This is a genomic window from Flavobacteriales bacterium, from assembly GCA_016715895.1.
GTDB lineage: Bacteria > Bacteroidota > Bacteroidia > Flavobacteriales_F > PHOS-HE28 > PHOS-HE28.
The window spans coordinates 812,989-830,962 of sequence record JADJXH010000003.1 but is presented as its reverse complement, the minus strand read 5'-3'; the positions used below and the strand labels follow the sequence as shown (position 1 = coordinate 830,962).

The 17,974-nt window shown below is 65.0% G+C and carries 19 protein-coding genes; 8 read left to right on the top strand and 11 right to left on the bottom strand.

Going from position 1 to position 17,974, the window contains the following annotated elements; translation table 11 throughout:
- Window positions 1-8: 8 nt before the first annotated feature.
- From IPM49_03830 to IPM49_03805, 6 genes are read right to left on the bottom strand one after another with little or no spacing between them, the layout of a single operon-like run.
- Window positions 9-1,049: an efflux RND transporter periplasmic adaptor subunit gene (locus IPM49_03830; GenBank protein MBK9273653.1), complete on the bottom strand. Its 1,041-nt coding sequence runs from the start codon at window positions 1,047-1,049 to the stop codon at window positions 9-11.
- A complete protein-coding gene (locus IPM49_03825; protein MBK9273652.1) occupies window positions 1,046-2,383 on the bottom strand; it encodes a TolC family protein in 1,338 nt (445 codons plus the stop codon). The genes IPM49_03830 and IPM49_03825 overlap by 4 nt, the downstream gene beginning before the upstream one ends.
- Entirely contained in the window at window positions 2,380-2,835 is a 456-nt protein-coding gene (locus IPM49_03820; GenBank protein ID MBK9273651.1) for a hypothetical protein, read from the bottom strand. The genes IPM49_03825 and IPM49_03820 overlap by 4 nt, the downstream gene beginning before the upstream one ends.
- Entirely contained in the window at window positions 2,832-3,248 is a 417-nt protein-coding gene (locus IPM49_03815; protein ID MBK9273650.1) for a hypothetical protein, read from the bottom strand. Before IPM49_03815 ends, IPM49_03820 begins: the two co-directional genes overlap by 4 nt.
- A 6-nt stretch (window positions 3,249-3,254) precedes the next feature.
- A complete protein-coding gene (locus IPM49_03810; GenBank protein MBK9273649.1) occupies window positions 3,255-3,836 on the bottom strand; it encodes a TetR/AcrR family transcriptional regulator in 582 nt (193 codons plus the stop codon).
- Entirely contained in the window at window positions 3,826-4,239 is a 414-nt protein-coding gene (locus tag IPM49_03805; protein MBK9273648.1) for a hypothetical protein, read from the bottom strand. The genes IPM49_03810 and IPM49_03805 overlap by 11 nt, the downstream gene beginning before the upstream one ends.
- Before the next feature lie 147 nt (window positions 4,240-4,386).
- On the opposite strand from IPM49_03805, the gene IPM49_03800 reads away from it, so the two are divergent.
- Window positions 4,387-4,764, top strand: a complete 378-nt coding sequence (locus IPM49_03800; GenBank protein MBK9273647.1) for a hypothetical protein — start codon at window positions 4,387-4,389, stop codon at window positions 4,762-4,764.
- Between the two features lie 204 nt (window positions 4,765-4,968).
- Here IPM49_03800 and IPM49_03795 read toward each other — a convergent pair whose 3' ends face one another.
- The 3 genes from IPM49_03795 to IPM49_03785 are packed head-to-tail and all read right to left on the bottom strand — an operon-like array spanning window position 4,969 to window position 7,522.
- Complete coding sequence (locus tag IPM49_03795; GenBank protein ID MBK9273646.1) at window positions 4,969-5,676, bottom strand: Crp/Fnr family transcriptional regulator; 708 nt, start codon at window positions 5,674-5,676, stop codon at window positions 4,969-4,971.
- A gap of 41 nt (window positions 5,677-5,717) precedes the next feature.
- A complete protein-coding gene (locus IPM49_03790; protein ID MBK9273645.1) occupies window positions 5,718-6,752 on the bottom strand; it encodes a c-type cytochrome in 1,035 nt (344 codons plus the stop codon).
- Entirely contained in the window at window positions 6,749-7,522 is a 774-nt protein-coding gene (locus IPM49_03785; GenBank protein ID MBK9273644.1) for a hypothetical protein, read from the bottom strand. Before IPM49_03785 ends, IPM49_03790 begins: the two co-directional genes overlap by 4 nt.
- Before the next feature lie 354 nt (window positions 7,523-7,876).
- Here IPM49_03785 and IPM49_03780 point away from each other — a divergent pair, with 354 nt between their 5' ends.
- From IPM49_03780 to IPM49_03760, 5 genes are read left to right on the top strand one after another with little or no spacing between them, the layout of a single operon-like run.
- Complete coding sequence (locus IPM49_03780) at window positions 7,877-9,928, top strand: T9SS type A sorting domain-containing protein (GenBank protein ID MBK9273643.1); 2,052 nt, start codon at window positions 7,877-7,879, stop codon at window positions 9,926-9,928.
- A gap of 10 nt (window positions 9,929-9,938) precedes the next feature.
- The gene (locus IPM49_03775) at window positions 9,939-11,891 is read left to right on the top strand and encodes a tetratricopeptide repeat protein (GenBank protein ID MBK9273642.1); all 1,953 of its coding nucleotides are present in this window, start codon (window positions 9,939-9,941) and stop codon (window positions 11,889-11,891) included.
- Window positions 11,888-12,277: a cytochrome c gene (locus IPM49_03770; protein MBK9273641.1), complete on the top strand. Its 390-nt coding sequence runs from the start codon at window positions 11,888-11,890 to the stop codon at window positions 12,275-12,277. Before IPM49_03775 ends, IPM49_03770 begins: the two co-directional genes overlap by 4 nt.
- The gene (locus tag IPM49_03765; GenBank protein MBK9273640.1) at window positions 12,274-13,197 is read left to right on the top strand and encodes a hypothetical protein; all 924 of its coding nucleotides are present in this window, start codon (window positions 12,274-12,276) and stop codon (window positions 13,195-13,197) included. The genes IPM49_03770 and IPM49_03765 overlap by 4 nt, the downstream gene beginning before the upstream one ends.
- Window positions 13,198-13,200: 3 nt before the next feature.
- On the top strand, window positions 13,201-13,617 hold the full coding sequence (locus tag IPM49_03760; protein MBK9273639.1) for a hypothetical protein: 417 nt from the start codon (window positions 13,201-13,203) through the stop codon (window positions 13,615-13,617).
- Between the two features lie 72 nt (window positions 13,618-13,689).
- On the opposite strand, the gene IPM49_03755 is transcribed toward IPM49_03760, so the two are convergent.
- A complete protein-coding gene (locus IPM49_03755; protein MBK9273638.1) occupies window positions 13,690-15,345 on the bottom strand; it encodes a multicopper oxidase domain-containing protein in 1,656 nt (551 codons plus the stop codon).
- A gap of 102 nt (window positions 15,346-15,447) precedes the next feature.
- On the opposite strand from IPM49_03755, the gene IPM49_03750 reads away from it, so the two are divergent.
- Together IPM49_03750 and IPM49_03745 are read left to right on the top strand one after the other, a co-directional pair.
- The gene (locus IPM49_03750; protein ID MBK9273637.1) at window positions 15,448-15,885 is read left to right on the top strand and encodes a cytochrome c; all 438 of its coding nucleotides are present in this window, start codon (window positions 15,448-15,450) and stop codon (window positions 15,883-15,885) included.
- Window positions 15,882-17,210: a cbb3-type cytochrome c oxidase subunit I gene (locus IPM49_03745; GenBank protein MBK9273636.1), complete on the top strand. Its 1,329-nt coding sequence runs from the start codon at window positions 15,882-15,884 to the stop codon at window positions 17,208-17,210. Before IPM49_03750 ends, IPM49_03745 begins: the two co-directional genes overlap by 4 nt.
- Here IPM49_03745 and IPM49_03740 read toward each other — a convergent pair.
- A complete protein-coding gene (locus IPM49_03740) occupies window positions 17,200-17,634 on the bottom strand; it encodes an Rrf2 family transcriptional regulator (GenBank protein ID MBK9273635.1) in 435 nt (144 codons plus the stop codon). The genes IPM49_03745 and IPM49_03740 overlap by 11 nt on opposite strands.
- Window positions 17,635-17,974: the final 340 nt, after the last annotated feature.

The following is a 17,974-nucleotide window of genomic DNA, read 5'->3' as shown; positions in this document are numbered from 1 at the left end:
CGCGTTGTTCATCGGTAGGTCACACGGGCGCCATCGTGCAGGCTCACGGCACCGCTGGTCACAACGAGGTCGCCTGCCGTAAGCCCCCGCTGCACGATCATCCTTCCATCGCCGGCGGTGGCCACCGCAATGGGCATGCGGCGGGCCACACTGTCGCGCACCACATACACCTCCGGTTCGATGGCGGAGCCCAAAAGAGCACGGGCCGGAATGGTAACCTGATCAACTGTTGTGGAGTTGGGCAGTATCACCGTTGTGGACATCCCGGCCACGATGCGGGTGTCGGCCGACAGTGCGATGCGCACGGGGAAACGGTTCGCCACATCGCCTCGCCGGCCGATGCTGTGTACCGTACCGGTGAATGGTGTGGACCGATCACCCATGGTCACCTGCACGGTCTGTCCATGCTGGAACTGGGCGACATCCTTCTCGTTGACGTGGAGCAGCACCTCCAACTCGCGCGGGTCACTGAGCGTGGCCACGGGCATGGACGGCGCCACCACCGAACCCTCCTGCACCAACAGTTGGGTCACCTCGCCATCGAAGGGCGCGCGGATGGTGGTGCGTTGGAGCTGCTCGGTAACGTTTGCCAGTTGGATGCGCGCACTGTGCAGGGCCTGTTCGGTCTTCTCCAGCTGAACTCCTTGCACCGCATCAGCGGCGGTGAGCACGCGATAGCGCGCTAGGTCCTTTTCAAGCGCCGCCACCTGGACCAGTGCCGCTTCTTGCTGTAGGCGCAGCAATTCACCGTCGAGCTGTGCGAGCAGGTCGCCCTTGCGCACCTGCTGACCCTCGCGGACGGCAACGTGTAGCACGCGACCTGGCACCTCGGCCATTACGCGTCCTTCGCGCACCGGCACAATGGTGCCGCCATATCGCGGCCCTTGCCCACCTCTCCCTGCCAGCACGGCTTCAACAGTTACATGCACGGGGGCGTGCTTGTCGTGCCGGTACACGCGTTCGATCACCGTCCGCTTGTTCAGGGCCAGTTTCACCACGGTGAGCGCCAGCAAGGCGATCAATCCGATCCAGAGCATCCAGCGTTTCATGGGCGTTCGTTCAGCAGCGTGCCGTTGAGGCGCGCCAGTTCCAGTTGGGCCTTGCGCAGTTGCACCAAGGCATCGATGTACAGCTGTTGGCCTTCACGCACGGCCTGGTCGGCCAGCAGCAGGTCGGTGAGCGTTGCCACCCCTTCCGCATGTTGCAGCAGAGTGCTGCGGCGGATGCGGTCAGCCAGTGTGAGCTGCGCTTCCGCATCAGCGAGCGTACGGAAGGCAAGGGCCTCGTCACGCGCGGCGCGTCGTTGTTCCAAGCCTTCACGGTCGGCCACCGCATCGCGCAGCAGACCGGCGCGTTCCAACTCCAGTTCCTTCTGTGCCACCTTGCGGGTGATCACCGTGCCATTGAAGAGAGGCACTTGCAGGGTGGCTCCGAAGTAGCTTACGGGATAGAAGTCGTAGCGACCCTCGCTGCCGATGGGGCCGAAGCCGGTGTTGCCCAGCAAACCATAGCCTTGGAGGGAAGGCAGGCGCGATCGTTTCAACAGGCGGATCTCCGCATGACGGAGCAGCATGGTCTGTTCGGCGAGGCGCAGTCCGGCGGTGGGTCTTGGTGTTGCCGGTGCAGGGTTCGCGGACGGCGAAGCAGGTTCTGTGGCCAACGGCGCATCGGGCGGGAGGCCCATCATCAGGCGCATGAGGTCGAGCACCTGTTCCTGTTGGGCCCCCACGCGTTCAAGCTGGGTGCGCAATTGGTCGCGTTGCAGTCGTAGCCGATCTACATCGGTGCCCCGCGCCAGCAGTTGCGCGTGGAGCAGTTCCACGTTCCGGAGCATGGCCTCGGTGCTCTGCAGGTTGCTGTCCAGGAACGTGCGGCGTGCCTGGAGCACCTGGGCATTGTAGTACGCATTGCTCACATCCAGCACCACCTCTTCGCGGCCGCGTTCGCGTTGGATGCCAGCCAGGCGTTCCGCCTCGCGCGCCACATGGATGCTCTCCCAGCTACCTACATCCACCAAAGGCAACTGGGCCTGCACGTTCATGGAAATGTTGTCCGGTGTGCCGAACTGGATCTCGCGGTACACGCCTTCGGGACCACCGAAGAAGGAAGAGGGAAGCAGTTGATAGGGCAACTGCGCATAGTGCCGCATATCCGCCAGCGCCCGCACCTTGGGCAACAGGCCGGCGCGTTGCTCGTCCACCCGCGCCCCGGCCATGCGTTGGTCGATCTCCGCAGCGCGCACACGTTGGTCGTTGACCAGCGCCTGGTCGATGCACGCCTGCAGCGACAGCACGGAGGTGGGTTGCTGTGCAGTGGCAACGAGTGACCAGGCTAACATCGCCGCGCCCGGGAAGGGCCGTATGGAGCTGACCAGGCGCATCATTCAAAGTAGTTGCCGTACGCTGCCAAGTGCTCGCCCAAGGCGTTGCGTTGTACGTCGGTGGCCTCAAACTCGCGCAGCTGGTGGTGGATGGGTAGTAAGTAGTTGTGCAACTGGTTGTGCGCTTCGCCGGTCATGGTGCAACGCTCGAAAATGAGCCCGAACTCCTCCTCCAGTGCGGCCTTCAGCGCCTTGGGGTCACCGGTCGATGGATCGTAGGCAGCGAGTATGCCCACCATGTTGGCAATGCCCGCGGTGGTCTCCGGATTGGCTTGCCAGCGCAGGCCGTTGTTGAGGGTAACGGGGGGCAGTGCGTCGTGGTCCGTAGCCGGGGTGCTGTCCGCTGGGCTGGTCGTGTGGTCGGCGTGTGCAGCGGCCTCGTGGGTGTGTTCACCACAGCTGCCATAGAACGCGGCGATCGCCAGGAGGAGGAGGGGAAGTAAGATGCGGTTCATGCGTGCGTAGGTTCAGCAGGTTGTTCAGTGTAGCGCAAGGCCCGGCGCGCCAGGAGGTGGAAGGCCCATGTGAGCAGCGTCCGGAACGTGAGCGCCCCAATGGTGGCCGTACGGTATGCACCGCCTTCCGTGATGTGCAAGGCGAGGAGCAAGGCGCCCACGAGCAGTACGCCCACAGCGGTAGCTAACAGCGGGGCGGACCAGCGTCGCTTCATCAGCAGGCCTGCACCGGCAGGTAGGTACAGAAGGGACGCGAACAGGTTGGCGATCACCACCGCAGGCACATAAGGCGACTCGCGTTCGCGGATACCGAAGAGGTCCAGCAGCACGGAGGCGCTCAGGAAGAGTGTGAGCGCGCCGAACGCGATGACCACTAGGCCGAGGGCGATGCGTGTAAGCTTACTGATTCCCATGGCGGCTCAGCGGGTGATGAGGTTCAGGGTGGCAGCGATGAGGGACATGCCTTTCCGGCGCACATCGAAGGAGCGGCCGCTCATGCGCCATTGCAGCATGTGCAGGCGGAAGGTGCCCATGAGGATGTGACCGAGCGTTTCGGCCGAGTGGTCCGAGGTGAAGACACCCGATCGTTGCCCGTCTTTGATGGCGTTTAGCAGGTGGCGGCGCTTTACCACCATGATGCGCTCGATGCCGGTATCGATGCCGTGTGAGGCTTCCAGCATTCCCGTGGCGAAAATGGCCATCAGGTATTGCGGGTTCTTCTGGAAGTAGGTGAACTGGCTGTCGAACATGGCCCGGACGCGCTCCACCGGGTCCGCATGCTCGTCGGCCAAATGCCCAAGCCGCTCATCGATGTTCTCGGCAAGGTGGTTCAACATGGTCACCAGGATCTCCTCCTTGCTCTTGAAGTGCCGGTAGAGCGCCGCTTCTGTGAAGTGCATGCGTTCGGCCAAGCGTTTGGTGGTGAGCGCTGCGAAACCATCTTCGGTCACCAGTTGTCCGGCGGCTTCGATGATCTCCAGTTGGCGCGGCTTAATGTCCATGGTGTGGCTTGAGGTTGAAGAAGGCTGTGCCGAGCAGGAAGACCGAAGCGGTCATGGCCAGCGCGCCGATGAGGACGAACACGGGAGGTGCACCCAGATAAACTTCAGCGAGGATGCCGAGGGGCATCAGGAGGCCGATGAGCCCCAGCCAGGACGTGAGCGCGGACCATCGCAGCCGTTCGCCGAAGTGGAGCAGCAGGTAGCCCATCACCACATTGAGGAAGGCGAAGAGGTTGCCATGCACATGGGCCAGGCGTGCCTCGAAGTGCTTGCCCACACTGTAGCTGTCCACCCACGCCTGCTTGTCGGGGGCGAAGTCGCGCAGGTAGATGAGCAGGAAGCCGTAGAGCATGAAGGCCCCCATGGTGAGGAAGCCGATGGCGATGTTCCGTTGTCCGTTCATGATCGTGATCTGTTTGAACGGCACAAAGTAAGTGAACACTAACATACCTGTACAGTGACATTGGTCACCTGGGCGGCATCGGCCTGATGCCCACTGCCAGGACTACCGCAACCCCAGCACCACTTGGCAGGGCGAGCAGTTGCTTCCATGGGGGTACCGCCATTTCGCTCCGCAGCGGGCCACGCGGTGTACATCGATGCCAAGTCCCTCTATCCGCACATCCCGCCGCAGCATTACCCCGGCCAGGCGCTGGTGTGCGAGCTCTACCGGCTGGGCGGCATCCGCAGCGTGGAGATCGGCTCGGTCATGTTCGGCACCTACCTGCCCGATGGTTCACTGAAGCCCTCGCCCATGGAACTGGTGCGCCTGGCCATCCCGCGCCGCGTATACACCCAGAGCCACATGGAATACGTGGCCGAGACCTTCGAGGAGATCATGCGCACCCGCGAGCAGGTGCGCGGCTGCCGCATCATCAAGGAGCCGCGTTTCCTCAGGCACTTCACCGCGCATTTCGAGCAGATCTAGGGTAGGGCGTGTCCCTTAGCTCACGCTCCTTGCCAACGCACAGGCCGGGTCATCCGCTTTAGCGCCCTCGGCTCTGCGGGTGTGGCTCCGGCTCCGGGGTCTGCTCGTTCCTCGCAGCCTCCTCGCCGCGTGCGCTGCCGGGCCGGCCCTGCGGCAAGCTGCCGCTTCGCCCCCTCACGCGGGTGAACACCGGCACGGGGCGGATCATCCCGCCACCCCCCGGCCCAACAGCTTCTCCAACGCCATGGGCTTGCACAGGCGTACGTTCTTGCCGACCAGTTCGATGAGCCCTTCCTGCTGCAGGCTGGAGAGGCTGCGCACCACGGATTCGTAGGTGGTGTCCGCCATGGAGGCGATGTCGCGTCGCGGCAGGGTGTAGGCCAGCTGTCGGCGATCCCGGGCATCCATGCCGAAGGTGTCGCGGCAGATCAGCAGGACCCTCACCACACGCTGCGCCACGTCCATGGTCCGCAGGTCGCGCAGATGCTGGTCCAGCAGCCGCATTTCCGCCGCGAACCGCAGCAGGAAGTGGTAGCAGAACCGCGGGTTCTCACGCAAGGTCTCCAGAAAGAGCGCCATCGGGATCACGTTCATCACGGTGGGCACCAGGGCGATGGCGCCGGCCGTATACGTGGGCTTCTGGCCCAGGGCTCGGTGCCCGAGCATCTCCCCGTCGCCGGCCAGACGGATGATGCGGCCCTGGCCCTTGCCGATGTCCGCCACCACCTTCACCCTGCCGTGATGGACCATAAACATCCGATCGGCCTTCTGGCCGCTGCTGAAGACCGCCTCTCCCTTCGCATAGCCCACCTGGATGTTGTGGTCGCGCAACCGCCTGCGCCATTCCGCACTGCAATGCGCCTTGATCAGCTCATCCAGGCGCTGATGGTCTCCGTTCATGCCCTCGCCCATCGGGGGCGAATGTAGGTGGGCGACCGAATCGGACGCACCGCTCAGAACGGGCTCCCCAACGCGGGGTCCGTGATGAAGGTGTCGTCCGTGAGCGCATGCAGGAAGCTCACCAGGTCCGCCTTCTCCTGCGGGGTCAGCCCCAGGGTGAGGCTCGGCCCCGGCTTGGTCATCAGGGGGTCGAGGCTTGCCGAGTGCTGTACCCCGCTGTTGTAGAATTCCACCACATCCTCCAGCGTCTGGAAGCGGCCATCGTGCATGTATGGCGCCGTCAGCGCGATGTTGCGCAGGGTGGGGCTCTTGAAGGCGCCGAGGTCCATCGGGGCGCCCGTAATGGCGTAACGTCCCACATCGAGGCCGGCGAAGGTCGAGGAGAGCCCGTTGTTGTGGAAGCCGTTGTCGGTCATCAGGGGCGTGGGGTGGCAGTGGAAGCAATCGCCCTTCTCCGAAAGGAAGAGCATGGCGCCGTTCATCTCTGATGGGGTGAGGATGATCTCGCCCCGCAGGTGCTTGTCGAGCCTGCTGTTGGTGGAGGTCAGGCGTCGGAACCATTGGGCCAGGGCGCCGACCACGCGATCGCCCGTGATGTCGCCGGCGCCGAAGACCTTCTGGAAGAGCAACGGATATTCCGCGTGTGCGTTCAGCTCGGCCACATCCACCTGGAAGAACTCCTCCACCTCGAAACGCATCACGTCCTCCAGCGTGCCGGTCACCTTGCCGTTCCACAGGAAGTTCGAGCTCCAGGCCAGGTTCACATGGGCCAGCACGTTCGTCCCTGACGTGGGCACCGTGAAGGAGCGGCTCTGGTCATGGCAACTGGCGCACGCAAGGCCTTCGAACGGCCCGTTGCGCGAGAGGTACGTGTCGTAGTACAGCCGTCGGCCCAGAGCGATGCCTTCCACCGTCAAGGGAGCGGAGGCCGGGATCACCGGCACCGGGAAGTAGGAGGGGTGCTCCAACGCGTAGGGCGTGGTGGTCGGAGCATCGGAAACCGGGTCCTCTGACGCATCGCGACGACATCCCGTGGCGCCAAGGAGCACCACCGCCGCCACCCCGCCGATGGTGGCCAAGGCCCTCATGGCTCGATGGCCACGGTGAAGACGTCGGCGCAGTTGTCGCGCAGGAGCCCCATCAGCATCATGCTTCCCATCGAATAGCTTCCGGTAGACAGGTCGTAGGTGTGCGGGGTGCGGAAGACCTCGTTCATGTTGAAGCGCGCGACCAGGGTGCGCGCCGAGCCGTCCAGCAGGAGGCCCCCCTGCGCATGGCAGGTCGGCAGGTTCTCGTTCCGCCCCAGGTGAATGGCGTAGCCGGTGGGAACGCCTCCGTTCAGGAAGTGCCCCTCGAACTTCATGAAGTGATACCCACCGCCCATGCCGTCGGGCCAGGCCATGTTCACGTTCTCCAGCGTGTTGGGCAGGGCACCGGTGAGGTTCAGGTCCGGGGTCAGGCCCAGCCGGAGCCTCACTCCCGTGTAGTTGCCTGGGGGAAGCGGGCCCAGGTCGAAGGTGGTCGTGTTGCGCGCATTGACCAGGAACGGACCGGCGACCACCGGCTCCACATCGGTGCTGTCCGCGGTCAACAGTTCGATCGCGGTGATGTAGTACTCCAGGCGGCTCACGGAATAGGTATGGCCCGCCGCGGTGGCATAGAGCACCGTGTCGAACAACAGGGGAACACCGTCGGCGTGGTGTTCCAGCCGAAGCGTGATGGTCGCCGGCTGCACCGGATCCGCTGTGCCGGGCGGGTCCTCATCTTCCTTGGCGCAGCCCGAAAGAGCCACAAGCAGGGGCAGGGCGAGAAGGAGAACGATCTCCGGGAGACGAGGGTGCGGGGTGCGTGTGTCCATGACCGCAAAGTGGCGGGATCGTTGAGGGTAAAACTATGATATGAATCATACTGTTCGCCAAACCGTGCATCCGCTTCCGGGAGCGATCCGTTCAGGACCGGTGAGGGTGTGCACGGGAGCGTGTTCAGGTGGCAGCGCCCGGGCCCGCATCGTTCCGCTCCCGCCGGACGGTACGGGCCTTCCGTCCCCGGATCATGCGAGGGTGCGTTGGCCGGCTTATCGCGCGGGGGGCAATGGCACGAGGTGTCGGCCGCGGTGGGATGCCCGGTGGGGAGGCGGTGATGTAAAACATGATACATATCATATTAATGGACAGGGATCGGGCGCACCTTGGCCCTAGCCAAACCATCCCCGATGCACCAACGTCCGCTACTCCCGTTCGCCCTGTTGCTCCTCTGCCCGATCGGGGCGGATGCGCAATGCACCACGAGCAATGCCACTTCGTGCCAGTGCCCGCCAGGGCAGGGGACGGATTGCGATCTGCTGCCGGACATGACCACCTCCTGGCACGCCGCGCTCAATTACCTCAGCGGCCCCAACGAGGATCCCGGGCGCATCTACATCACCAGCTCGACACCGAACATCGGATACGGTCCGTTGGAGGTGCGCGGTGTGGACCTGAACGGCTACCGGCGCTTCGTGTGCGGGGTGGACACCTTCATGGTCTACGACCCGTCGGCCCAGCAACAGTTCGCCTGTCCCGACGGCGGAACCGCCAAGCAGCTCACCACCCAGCGCATCTTCCACAAGAACGGGGCGGTGATGACCTCCACCGAGCGGGTGATGCCGCAGGGCATGACCTACCACCCCACCCACGGGCATACCCACTACGACCAGTGGGGCATCTTCAGCCTGCGCATGCAGGAGGCGGGTGTCAGCGATCCGCGCCTGTGGCCCATCGTGGGCCAGGGTTACAAGCTCGGGTACTGCCTGATGGACTACCATAGCTGCAACGCCGGTGCGGCCCTCCATCACTGCAAGGACGACAATACGGTGTACAACGCGGGCACCACCCTCACCGGCTCGGATCTCCCCAACCTCGGGCTGGGCGGGTCCTATGGGTGCAGCATGACCCGGCAGGGCATCTCATCGGGGTACACCGATGTGTACAGCGAATACCTCGACGGCATGTGGATCGACATCCCCAGTGGTACCTGCAACGGGGCGTACTGGATCGTGATGGAGTCCGATCCGCTGGATGTGGTGGTGGAGGCGGACGAGACGAACAACTGGACCGCCGTGCCCTACACGCTGACCCAACAGACGCCCACGGCCCCGGTCGCGCAGATCCATTGCGATGAGCAGGCCTTTGTGTGCCTGGGGGACCAGGTCGAGCTCTATGCCACCCCCGGCACCTCCTACCAATGGTCCACCGGTGCCACCACGAGCCGGATCACGGTCGGTCCGGGCACCTATACCGTCACGGTCACGAGCTATTGCGGCACGGCCACATCGGCGCCCTTCACCGTCACCGCCCTGCCGCAGCCGTCGGCGCCCACCGCCGCGGGGGGCATCATCTGCGAAGGGGAGCAGGCCGTGCTCACCGCATCGGGAATGGACCCGCAGTGGTTCGACCAGTTCGGCAACCCGCTCGGGAGCGGTGCCACGTTCACCACGCCGGTCCTCTATGCCAGCACCACCTACCAGGTGGCCGACCGCTTGGGCTCGCAGGGCTCCACCATCTATGGCGGGAAGCCGAACAATGCAGGTGGCGGCGGTTATCATGCCGGAGGGCGTTCCCTCAAGTTCGACGCCCTGGCTTCGTTCCGGCTCGCCTCCGTGAAGGTCTACGCCGGCAGTGCGGCCATCCGGACCATCGAGCTGGTGGACGGCATCGGGGTGTTGCGCGCCTCGCGCTCGCTGCTGGTGCCGGTCGGCGGATCGCGGGTGGACCTCGATTGGGACATCCTGCCGGGCAACAACTATTCGATCAATGTGAGCGGCACCACCGACCTGTGGCGCAGCACCGGTGGCGTCAGCTACCCGTACGCCGTCGGCACAGTGGCCACCATCACCGGTTCGTCCGGGGGCGGCACTGAGTATCCGTACTTCTACGACTGGGAGGTGGAGGTGGGCGGGGGAAGCTGCCTGAGTGCGCTGACCCCTGTGCCCGTCACCGTGGAGGTCTGCACCGGCATCGACGAACCGCTGTCCCTGCGAGGCTTCGAGGTGTACCCCAACCCCAACGTCGGACACTTCGAGGTGGTGCTGCATCTGCTCCGGCCCACCGACGTGGAGGCGGACCTGATGGACCTGACGGGCCGCCGCGTGCATGCCGAGCACTTCGATGCGCCGGTGGGGCGGGTGATCCGCCGCATGGATCCGGGTCATCTGCCTTCCGGGGTCTATGTGCTCTCCCTGCGCGTTGATGGCCGCGTGTTCACGCGCCGTATCGCGATCCACTGAACACACCGACATGGCCGGAGCGGGAAGGACCAACTACGCCAACTGGCGCGTTGCCACCCTGGTCGGCGCGCACCTGCTCTTCGTCGCGCACTTTGTGCACTGGAAGCTCAAGGGGCGCACCCTGGCCCCGGTCGAGTTCAACGAGGTGCTCTATACCATCCACCAGGGCATCGTCACGGCCGGGTTCGTGCTGATGGCCGTGGTGATGGTGGCCACCCTGGTCTTCGGCCGCTTCTTCTGCTCCTGGGGCTGTCACATCCTGGCCCTTCAGGATGCGGCCGGCTGGATCATGGACAAGCTGCGCGTCAAGCGGCAGCCCATCCGTTCGCGCACGCTCATCTGGGCGCCCATCGGGGTGATGTTCTACCTGTTCGTCTGGCCCCAACTGCTGCACCTCTGGCACGGCGTGGGTCCCGAAGCCATCCGCGTGGTGGAGGCCGGCGGCTCTCGCTGGTCGTCCTTCACCACCGATGATCTGTGGCGCAACCTGCCGCCGCCGGGTGTGGCCGTGTTCACCTTCTTCGTGTGCGGGTTCCTCATCGTGTACCTGCTGGGCAGCCGGGGCTTCTGTTTCCAGGCCTGCCCGTACGGTGCCCTCTTCGGCATCGCTGACCAGCTGGCGCCCGGCCGCATCGTGCTTACCAAGGATTGCAGCCAGTGCGGGCTCTGCACAAAGGCCTGTTCATCGGACATCCTGGTGCATCGCGAACTCGCCATGCATGGCATGGTCACCAATCCCCGGTGCTTGAAGGACCTCGATTGTGTCACCGCGTGCCCGGAGAGGGCGGTTCGCTTCGGCTTCCGACCGCCGCCGCTCTTCCGCAAGGGCCACCCGATGGGAGCCTATGGAGGCCGGTTCAGCAACACGGTGGGGGAGGATGTCCTCCTGGCGACCATCTTCCTGGTGGCCATGCCCGTGTACCGAGGGCTGTACGACACGGTGCCCTTTCTGCTCGCCGTGGGCTTGGCGGTATGTACGGCCTGGCTGTTCGTGCTTGGTCGGCGTCTTCTGCGGAAGGGAGCGGTGCGGTTCCGGGGCCTCACCCTGAAGATGGACCGTTCGTTGAGCCCGGCCGGTACCGTCGTCGCCGCCGCCGTTGTGGCCCTGGGTTGCTTCTTCACGCACAGCGCCTACGTGCAGTACCACACCCTGGCCGGCAAGGCGATGTACGAGCGGGTGGCCGCCAATGCGTCGGACCCGGACCTCCTTCGGAGCGCGGTCGACCATTATGCCACGGCCTTGCGTGCAGGTCTCATCGAACCGTCGGACCGGCGCTTCGAGTTGGCGTCCTTGTACCGGTTGCAGGGCGATGCGCTCCGCTCGTCCGAGCTGCTCGAGGGGATCCTGAGCGATGACCCGGGCCATGCCGAAGCGCGATTCCGCTTGGGCGAGCTGAAGGCCGCCGCAGGTGATCGAACGACGGCCATGCGCCTCTGGTCCGAGAACCTGACCCTTGGGGCGGTCCGGTCGGGCACCACAGGCCAGTCGATGCTGGCGCGTTCGGCAGTGGCCTTGGGGGCTGCCCAGGAGACCCAGGGAGACTTGGAGGCTGCACAACGGTCCTATGCTGCGGGCCTCGAACGGGCGCCGGGCGATGCGGGCCTGCTGGTCGCTGCCGGCGCCTTGGCGCACCGCTCCGGCCGCATCGACGATGCGATCCGGCATTTCGACGAGGCCCTGCGCCAGGGTGGTCCGGAGGACATGTTGCGCAACAACCTGGGCGCCCTCCATCTGCAGCAGGGGCGGCCCGATCGCGCAGTACCGCACCTGGAGCGGCTCACGGTCCTTCGGCCTACCGATGGTCGGCTCCGCTATACCCTGGGTGTGCTGCACGCACGCTCCGGTTGGACGATCCAGGCCGAGGAGCAGCTGATGGCCGCCGCCCGGCTCGATCCGGCGGACGCACACGTCCAACAGGCCCTGGCGAAGTTGCGGGCGACCACCGAACAAGCTCGACCATGAAACGACCGCTCCTCATTCTGCTGCTGGCCCTCCTGATGGTGTCCATGGACCGGATCGGTGAGCCGTGGGCGGCACCGCCGGAGGCCGATCGCATGAAGGACCCGATGGTCGACGATCCCAAGGCGGCCATGCGCGGGGGCAAGGTGTTCCGCTCGTTGTGCTGGACCTGCCACGGCATGGAAGGACACGGTGATGGGCCGAACGCCACCGTGCTCAAGGTGAGGCCGGCCGACCTTGGGTCCGCATCGGTGCAGCGGCAGAGCAATGGCGCGCTGTACTGGAAGATCACGCACGGCCGCGGGGAGATGGCCTCCTACGAGCAAGTGCTCAGCCGCGAGGACCGCTGGGCACTGGCGCACTACATCCGGACCCTCGCGCAACCATGAACATGCCGGTCCTCCGATCATCCCTGGCCACCATCGCCCTGCTGGGCGCATGGGCCCTTTGCGCACAGGATGAAGCACAGCAGGAGCTCGTCACCGGCACCTTCGCCGGCACCCAGGTGGTGAACGCCCACAGCGTGGAGGTGGTGCCGCGCAAGCGCTCCTTCGGGTTCATGATCCAGCACCGGTTCGGTACGGTGGGCACCGATGAACAGGCCTGGAAGCAGTTCGCCGGGCTCGACCTGCCGGCCAACATCCGATTCTCCTTCCTGTACGCACCCTTCGATCACGCCCAGCTCGAACTGGGCCGCTCGAAGAACCGGAAGATGTGGGACCTGGGCGCCAAGTTCCGCGTACTGAAGCAGACCGTGGAGGATGAAATGCCGGTGTCGCTGACGGTGCTGGCCAATGCGGCGCTCATGAGCGACGACTTTCCCACGGTGGGCGACCGCGACTTCTTTGCGGACGGCACCACCCCCTTCGCGTACCGGTTCGAGCACCGCCTGTCCTACAACGCGCAGTTCATCGTGGCCCGGCGCTTCGATCGGTGGCTTTCCCTCCAATTGGCCCCGGTGGCCATCCATCGCAACCTGGTGGCCATCGGGGAGCCCAACCTCACACTGGCGCTCGCGGTGTCGGGGCGGTTCAAGGTCAGTACCAAGGGCTCGATCCTGGTGGAGGTCGCACCGATCCTCAGGGGCCGACGGCCCGATGCTCATCTGGAGCCCCTGGCCATCGCTTATGAGGTGGCCACGCAGGGGCACGTCTTCCAGATCGTGCTCTCCAGCGGGCAGGAGATCCTGGAGCAGCGTGCGTACACCATGCCCGCATCGCGGTATGATGAGGGCCTCTTCCATCTCGGCTTCAACATCGCCCGCACCTTGTTGGTGAAGCCCAAGGCCCCCAAGCTTCCCAGGCCCTGAACCATGGACCGCACGCCGTTCGCTCTCGCGCTGGCCCTTCTGTTCTCCGCCTGCACCAAGGACGAGGGGCCGCTCCATCTGCCCGTGCCGAAGCCGCTTGGCGAGCCCATCGATACGGCCTATTTCAGCACCGAAGTGCTGCCCATCTTCACGGCCCATTGCTGGACCTGCCACCCACCCATGGGCGGTATGGACCTATCCGTGGCGGAAGCCCATGGCAACTTGGTGAACGTGGTGAGCGTCGGTCATGCACCGGCGCTGAGGATCGTGCCGGGCGACCCGGATGCCAGTGTGCTTTGGAACAAGGTGAACTTCACCGATGTGTATGGGCTGGGCATGCCACCCGACGGCACGGTCCTGAGCAGCGAGGAACTGGGCACCATCCGGGCCTGGATCGAGCAGGGCGCGCTCAACAATTGACCGTACACTGGACGTGGTGTTCCCACTTCGCGGCCGCACCGCGCGAAGGGGCCGGCCGGCGAACCCCGTCGTTCAGCGAATGACCAACCGGGCCGTGCTCCGGCGTTGATCGGTGCTGAACGTGGCCAAGTAGGAGCCCGGTGGCAGGGCCAGGTCAAGGGTTCCCTGTGCGGGCAGCGCGCCTTCCGTATGCACGGTCCGCCCGGTGGCGTCGGTGATGCGCAACGCCTCCGGCACGAAGGGGCATGTGTAGTTCACCGCGCCGGCGCTCGGGATCGGGAACAGCGTTGCCGGCCCGGCTTCGAGGGCGGGCAGGTCGGTATTGAGGTCCACCACGATGTACTGCAGCATCATCATGTTGTCCTCGTGCATCAGGTTGTGGCAGTGGTACATGTACGGCCATCCGTCGCTCAGGTCCTCGAACCGCATGATGATGCGCACACTGGCCCCGGCATCCACCAGCACCACGTCCTTCGGTCCCCGTTCCCACAGGGGAGGCGGTGCACCATCGCGGTCCAGCACGTGGAACGAGCCGCCGTGCAGATGCATGGGGTGGGCCATGTTGCTGATGTTCTCGATCTCCCATACTTCGGTGGTGCCCAGGAGCATGGTGTCGTTCACCACCGCCGGGTTGAACATGAGCCCGTTGATGGTGAACATGCCCATGCCCACCATGCCCATGCCCGCCAGGATCTTCGTTCGTGTGCGCACCGCGTCGGCTTCGTCAGGCGGTGTCAGCGTCACCAGCGTACCGGGGATCGTGGTCACCGCGCCCGGTGTGGGCGGGCCCACGCGGATCCGAAGCACCTGGAAGTCCACGCCGTTCAGCACGCTCGTTTCCCAGATCGGGTTGTTGGCACCCGGTACGGTGACGGGCAGTTCGCTGCCGAAGCTCATCAGGTGCAGACTGTCGCCCTCCATGCCGGTGAGGTCCAACAGCACCTCGGCCCGCTCGCCGTTGCTCAAGGGTAGGCGGTCCGTCGGCACCGGTGCGCTCAGCAATCCGCCGTCACTGGCGATCACGTGGAACGTGCGCCCGTCATCGAAGCCGAGCTGGTAGACCCGGGCGTTGCTGCCGTTCAGCAGCCGCAGCCGCACCACCTGCGCCGGGCAGTCCACATACGCGTGCGGGGTTCCGTTCACCAGCACCGAGTCACCATAAGCGGCGAAGACGAAGTTGCCGTTGGGGGCGAACCGCCGGTCCTGGATCACCACCGGCAGGTCGTCCACCCCGTAGGTGCGGGGCAGTGCAAGGGCCGCCTCGACCGTGTCGCGCACCACGATGGCACCGGCCACTCCTTGATTGGCCTGCTCCGCCGTGAGCCCGTCCGGGTGCGGATGGTACCAGAAGGTGGCCGCCGGATGCCGTACCGGGAACTCCACGGACCACGTTTCACCCGGAAGGACCTCACGGGGCGGCCCTCCATCGGCCCAGCCCGGCACACGCATGCCATGCCAGTGCATGCTCGTCACCTGGTTCAGGTGGTTGTGAACCCGGATGCGGGCGGTGTCGCCTTGGTGCAGGATCAGTGTGGGGCCCAGATAGGGGGCGCTGGCCCCGTAGGTGCTGGTGTTCACCCCGGGGTAGAAGCTCACCACATGCTCATCCACGTCCAGATCGAAGGTGTCCAGTTCCAAGGCGGGCGGAACGGCCATGGGGTTCATCGTCTGGGCCAACAGGACGATCGGGAGCGCGCAGGTGGATAGCAGGAGCGACGGACGCAGCATGGGACGTGGTTCGGTGGGGGCTGAAATAACAGACAGGTATGTCCGAATAACATGACGGGCATCATTCGTTCCAGGGAACATGAGCCGTGTCTTCGCATCGTGATGAAGGGCAGGTCCGAAGCACCCTTTCCGCGCTGGCGCTCCGGGGTGCTCGTGCTGTTGGTGCTCGCCTTCGTGGCGAACACCGTGGCGATCTATGCCGGGCTCTTCGACGGACGCCGGAGCGTTCCGGATCAGGCGGCGATGCGTGGACGAGGTCTTTGGCAGGCGCACAACTGCCAGGCCTGCCATCAGTTGTTCGGCCTTGGAGGGTACATGGGACCGGACCTCACCAACATCGTTCGCGTTCGCGATGACGCCCGGTTGAGGACCTTCATCCGGTACGGCACCGGCCGCATGCCCGCGCATGCCCTCCCGGACAGTGCCATCACCGACCTCATGGCCTACCTGCGCTGGGTGGACCGCCACGGCACCTCGCAGGTGCCGGCGGAGGCGGTGCATTGGACCGGGACGTACGTGATCCCCATCGATCGACCATGAACGGGCCCGTCCGCTGCATCACGGCCATCGCGCTCGGTCTTCTGATCGCCGCATTGCTGCTGGGCGTACTGGCGGGCTTGGCGTTCGTCGTGCCCGGGCTCGCCGAAGTGCTGCCGTTCGTACGGTTGAGGCCGTTGCACACCACCACGGCCCTGTTCTGGATCGTCACGGGGGCGCTGGCCGTGATGCTGACCGCGCGCTCGGAGGTGGTCGGCGCGACGCCCGATCGCAGGTTCCTGCACGGGTTCGTGATCCTCTGGGTCGGAGCGTTGCTCGCAGCCCTCGTTTCCTATGTGCTCGGAAGGTTCGGTGGTCGCGAGTACTGGGAGTTCCCACCGTGGCTCGCCCTGCCGATCGGACTTGCGTGGCTGCTGGTGCTGGTCGACCACCTCAGGATGCTGCGGGGACACGGCCGCGGGGCACCGATGTACCTGTGGATGTGGACCACAGGAGTGGTCTTCTTCCTGTTCACCTTCATCGAACAGAACCTGTGGCTCCTGCCTTCGGTCCGCGCCAGCTACCTGCGCGACCTCACCGTGCAATGGAAGAGCAACGGCAGCATGGTCGGGGCCTGGAACCAGCTCATCTACGGCACCTCGCTCTACCTCGCCGTGCGCGTCTCGGGCAACGAGGCCTTGGCGCGCAGCGGGAAGGCGCACGCGTTCTGGTTCCTGGGCCTGGCCAACCTGATGTTCAACTGGGGGCACCACCTCTACAATGCACCCACGGCCGGTTGGGTGCGGCATGCCGCCTATGCCATCAGCATGGCCGAATGGCTGATCCTGTTCGACATCCTGCGCGGCCTGCGGAGGTCGCGGACCGGCCCCTCCGATACGACCTTCAGCCAGCGCTGTCTGCGCGCCGCCGAACATTGGGTGCTGCTGAACCTGATGCTGGCCCTGCTGATGTCGGTGCCGGCGATCAACCGGTACACCCACGGCACGCACATCACGGTGGCCCACGCCATGGGTGCCACGATCGGCATCAATACGTTCATCCTGCTGGGCTGCATCGCCCATTGGTCGGGGTTCGAAGGTGTTCGTGCCGGCCGCTGGCCCCGGGCAGGCCTGCGCATCGCGGTCATCGCCCTCCACGTCCTGTGGTCGGCGCTGATCGTGGCCGGTCTGCTGAAGGGCTGGCGTTCCGTGGGCCTGGGCATGACCGACCACGCGGAGATCATGCGGCCGGTGATGTCCGTGCTCGTCGTGTTCGTGCTGGCCGGTGCGGCCGTTGCCGGTGGGCTGATGTTGGTCGCGATCCCCCTGATGCGGCAGGTGGTCGTGGCCGGGAAGGAGGCGCATACCGATCCGCGCGTCAGCGCTTGAGCACGGTGCGTCCCTCCTGCAGACCGATCACCAGGTCATGCAGGCTGGTGTTCTCCAGCACGTGCCGCAGATCCTCGCGCACCTGCAGGAAACTGTCGTGAAGCGGGCAGGGTTTCCGGGCGTTGCACTGGGGAAGTCCCAGGGCGCAACCGCGGTAGATCGCATCGCCGTCGATGCAGGCGACGATCTGGCTGAGCCGGATGCGGCGTGCATCGGGTTCCGAGATGCTGAATCCTCCACCAGGACCTTTGACGGAGCGCACGAGCCCAGAATGCACGAGCTTTTGAAGGATCTTGGCCGTGAAGGCCTCGGGACTGTCCGTTCGTTCGGCGATGGCCTTGAGGCTCAACCGCTCACCATCCCGGCCGCAACCTGCGATGCACACTGCGGCGCGGATGCCGTATTCGCAGGCCTTTGAGAACATCGGGCGCGAAAATAGGGGGTGGGCGTGGGGGTGGAGATGCGGGCGGTCAGGCTATTGGAAGCAACACGCCATGAGGTGGGTCGGGCCAGGCGCAGTGGCGATGTTGGGTTGGTCAGGCAACGGGTCGGTTATCTGATCGGAGATGGCCACGTGTTGGTTCCTGATCAGCCTTGGAGTGGAGGGCTCAGGAAGTATGTATGGCCATACATACATTCAAGGCCTTGATTATCAAATTAATAGCGCAATAATCAGTCGCACCGACCGAAGGGCTGTTTCTGCAACACCATGAACGTGAGGGACTTATGAAATCCTTTTTCTGGACATATGTATGGCCATGCAT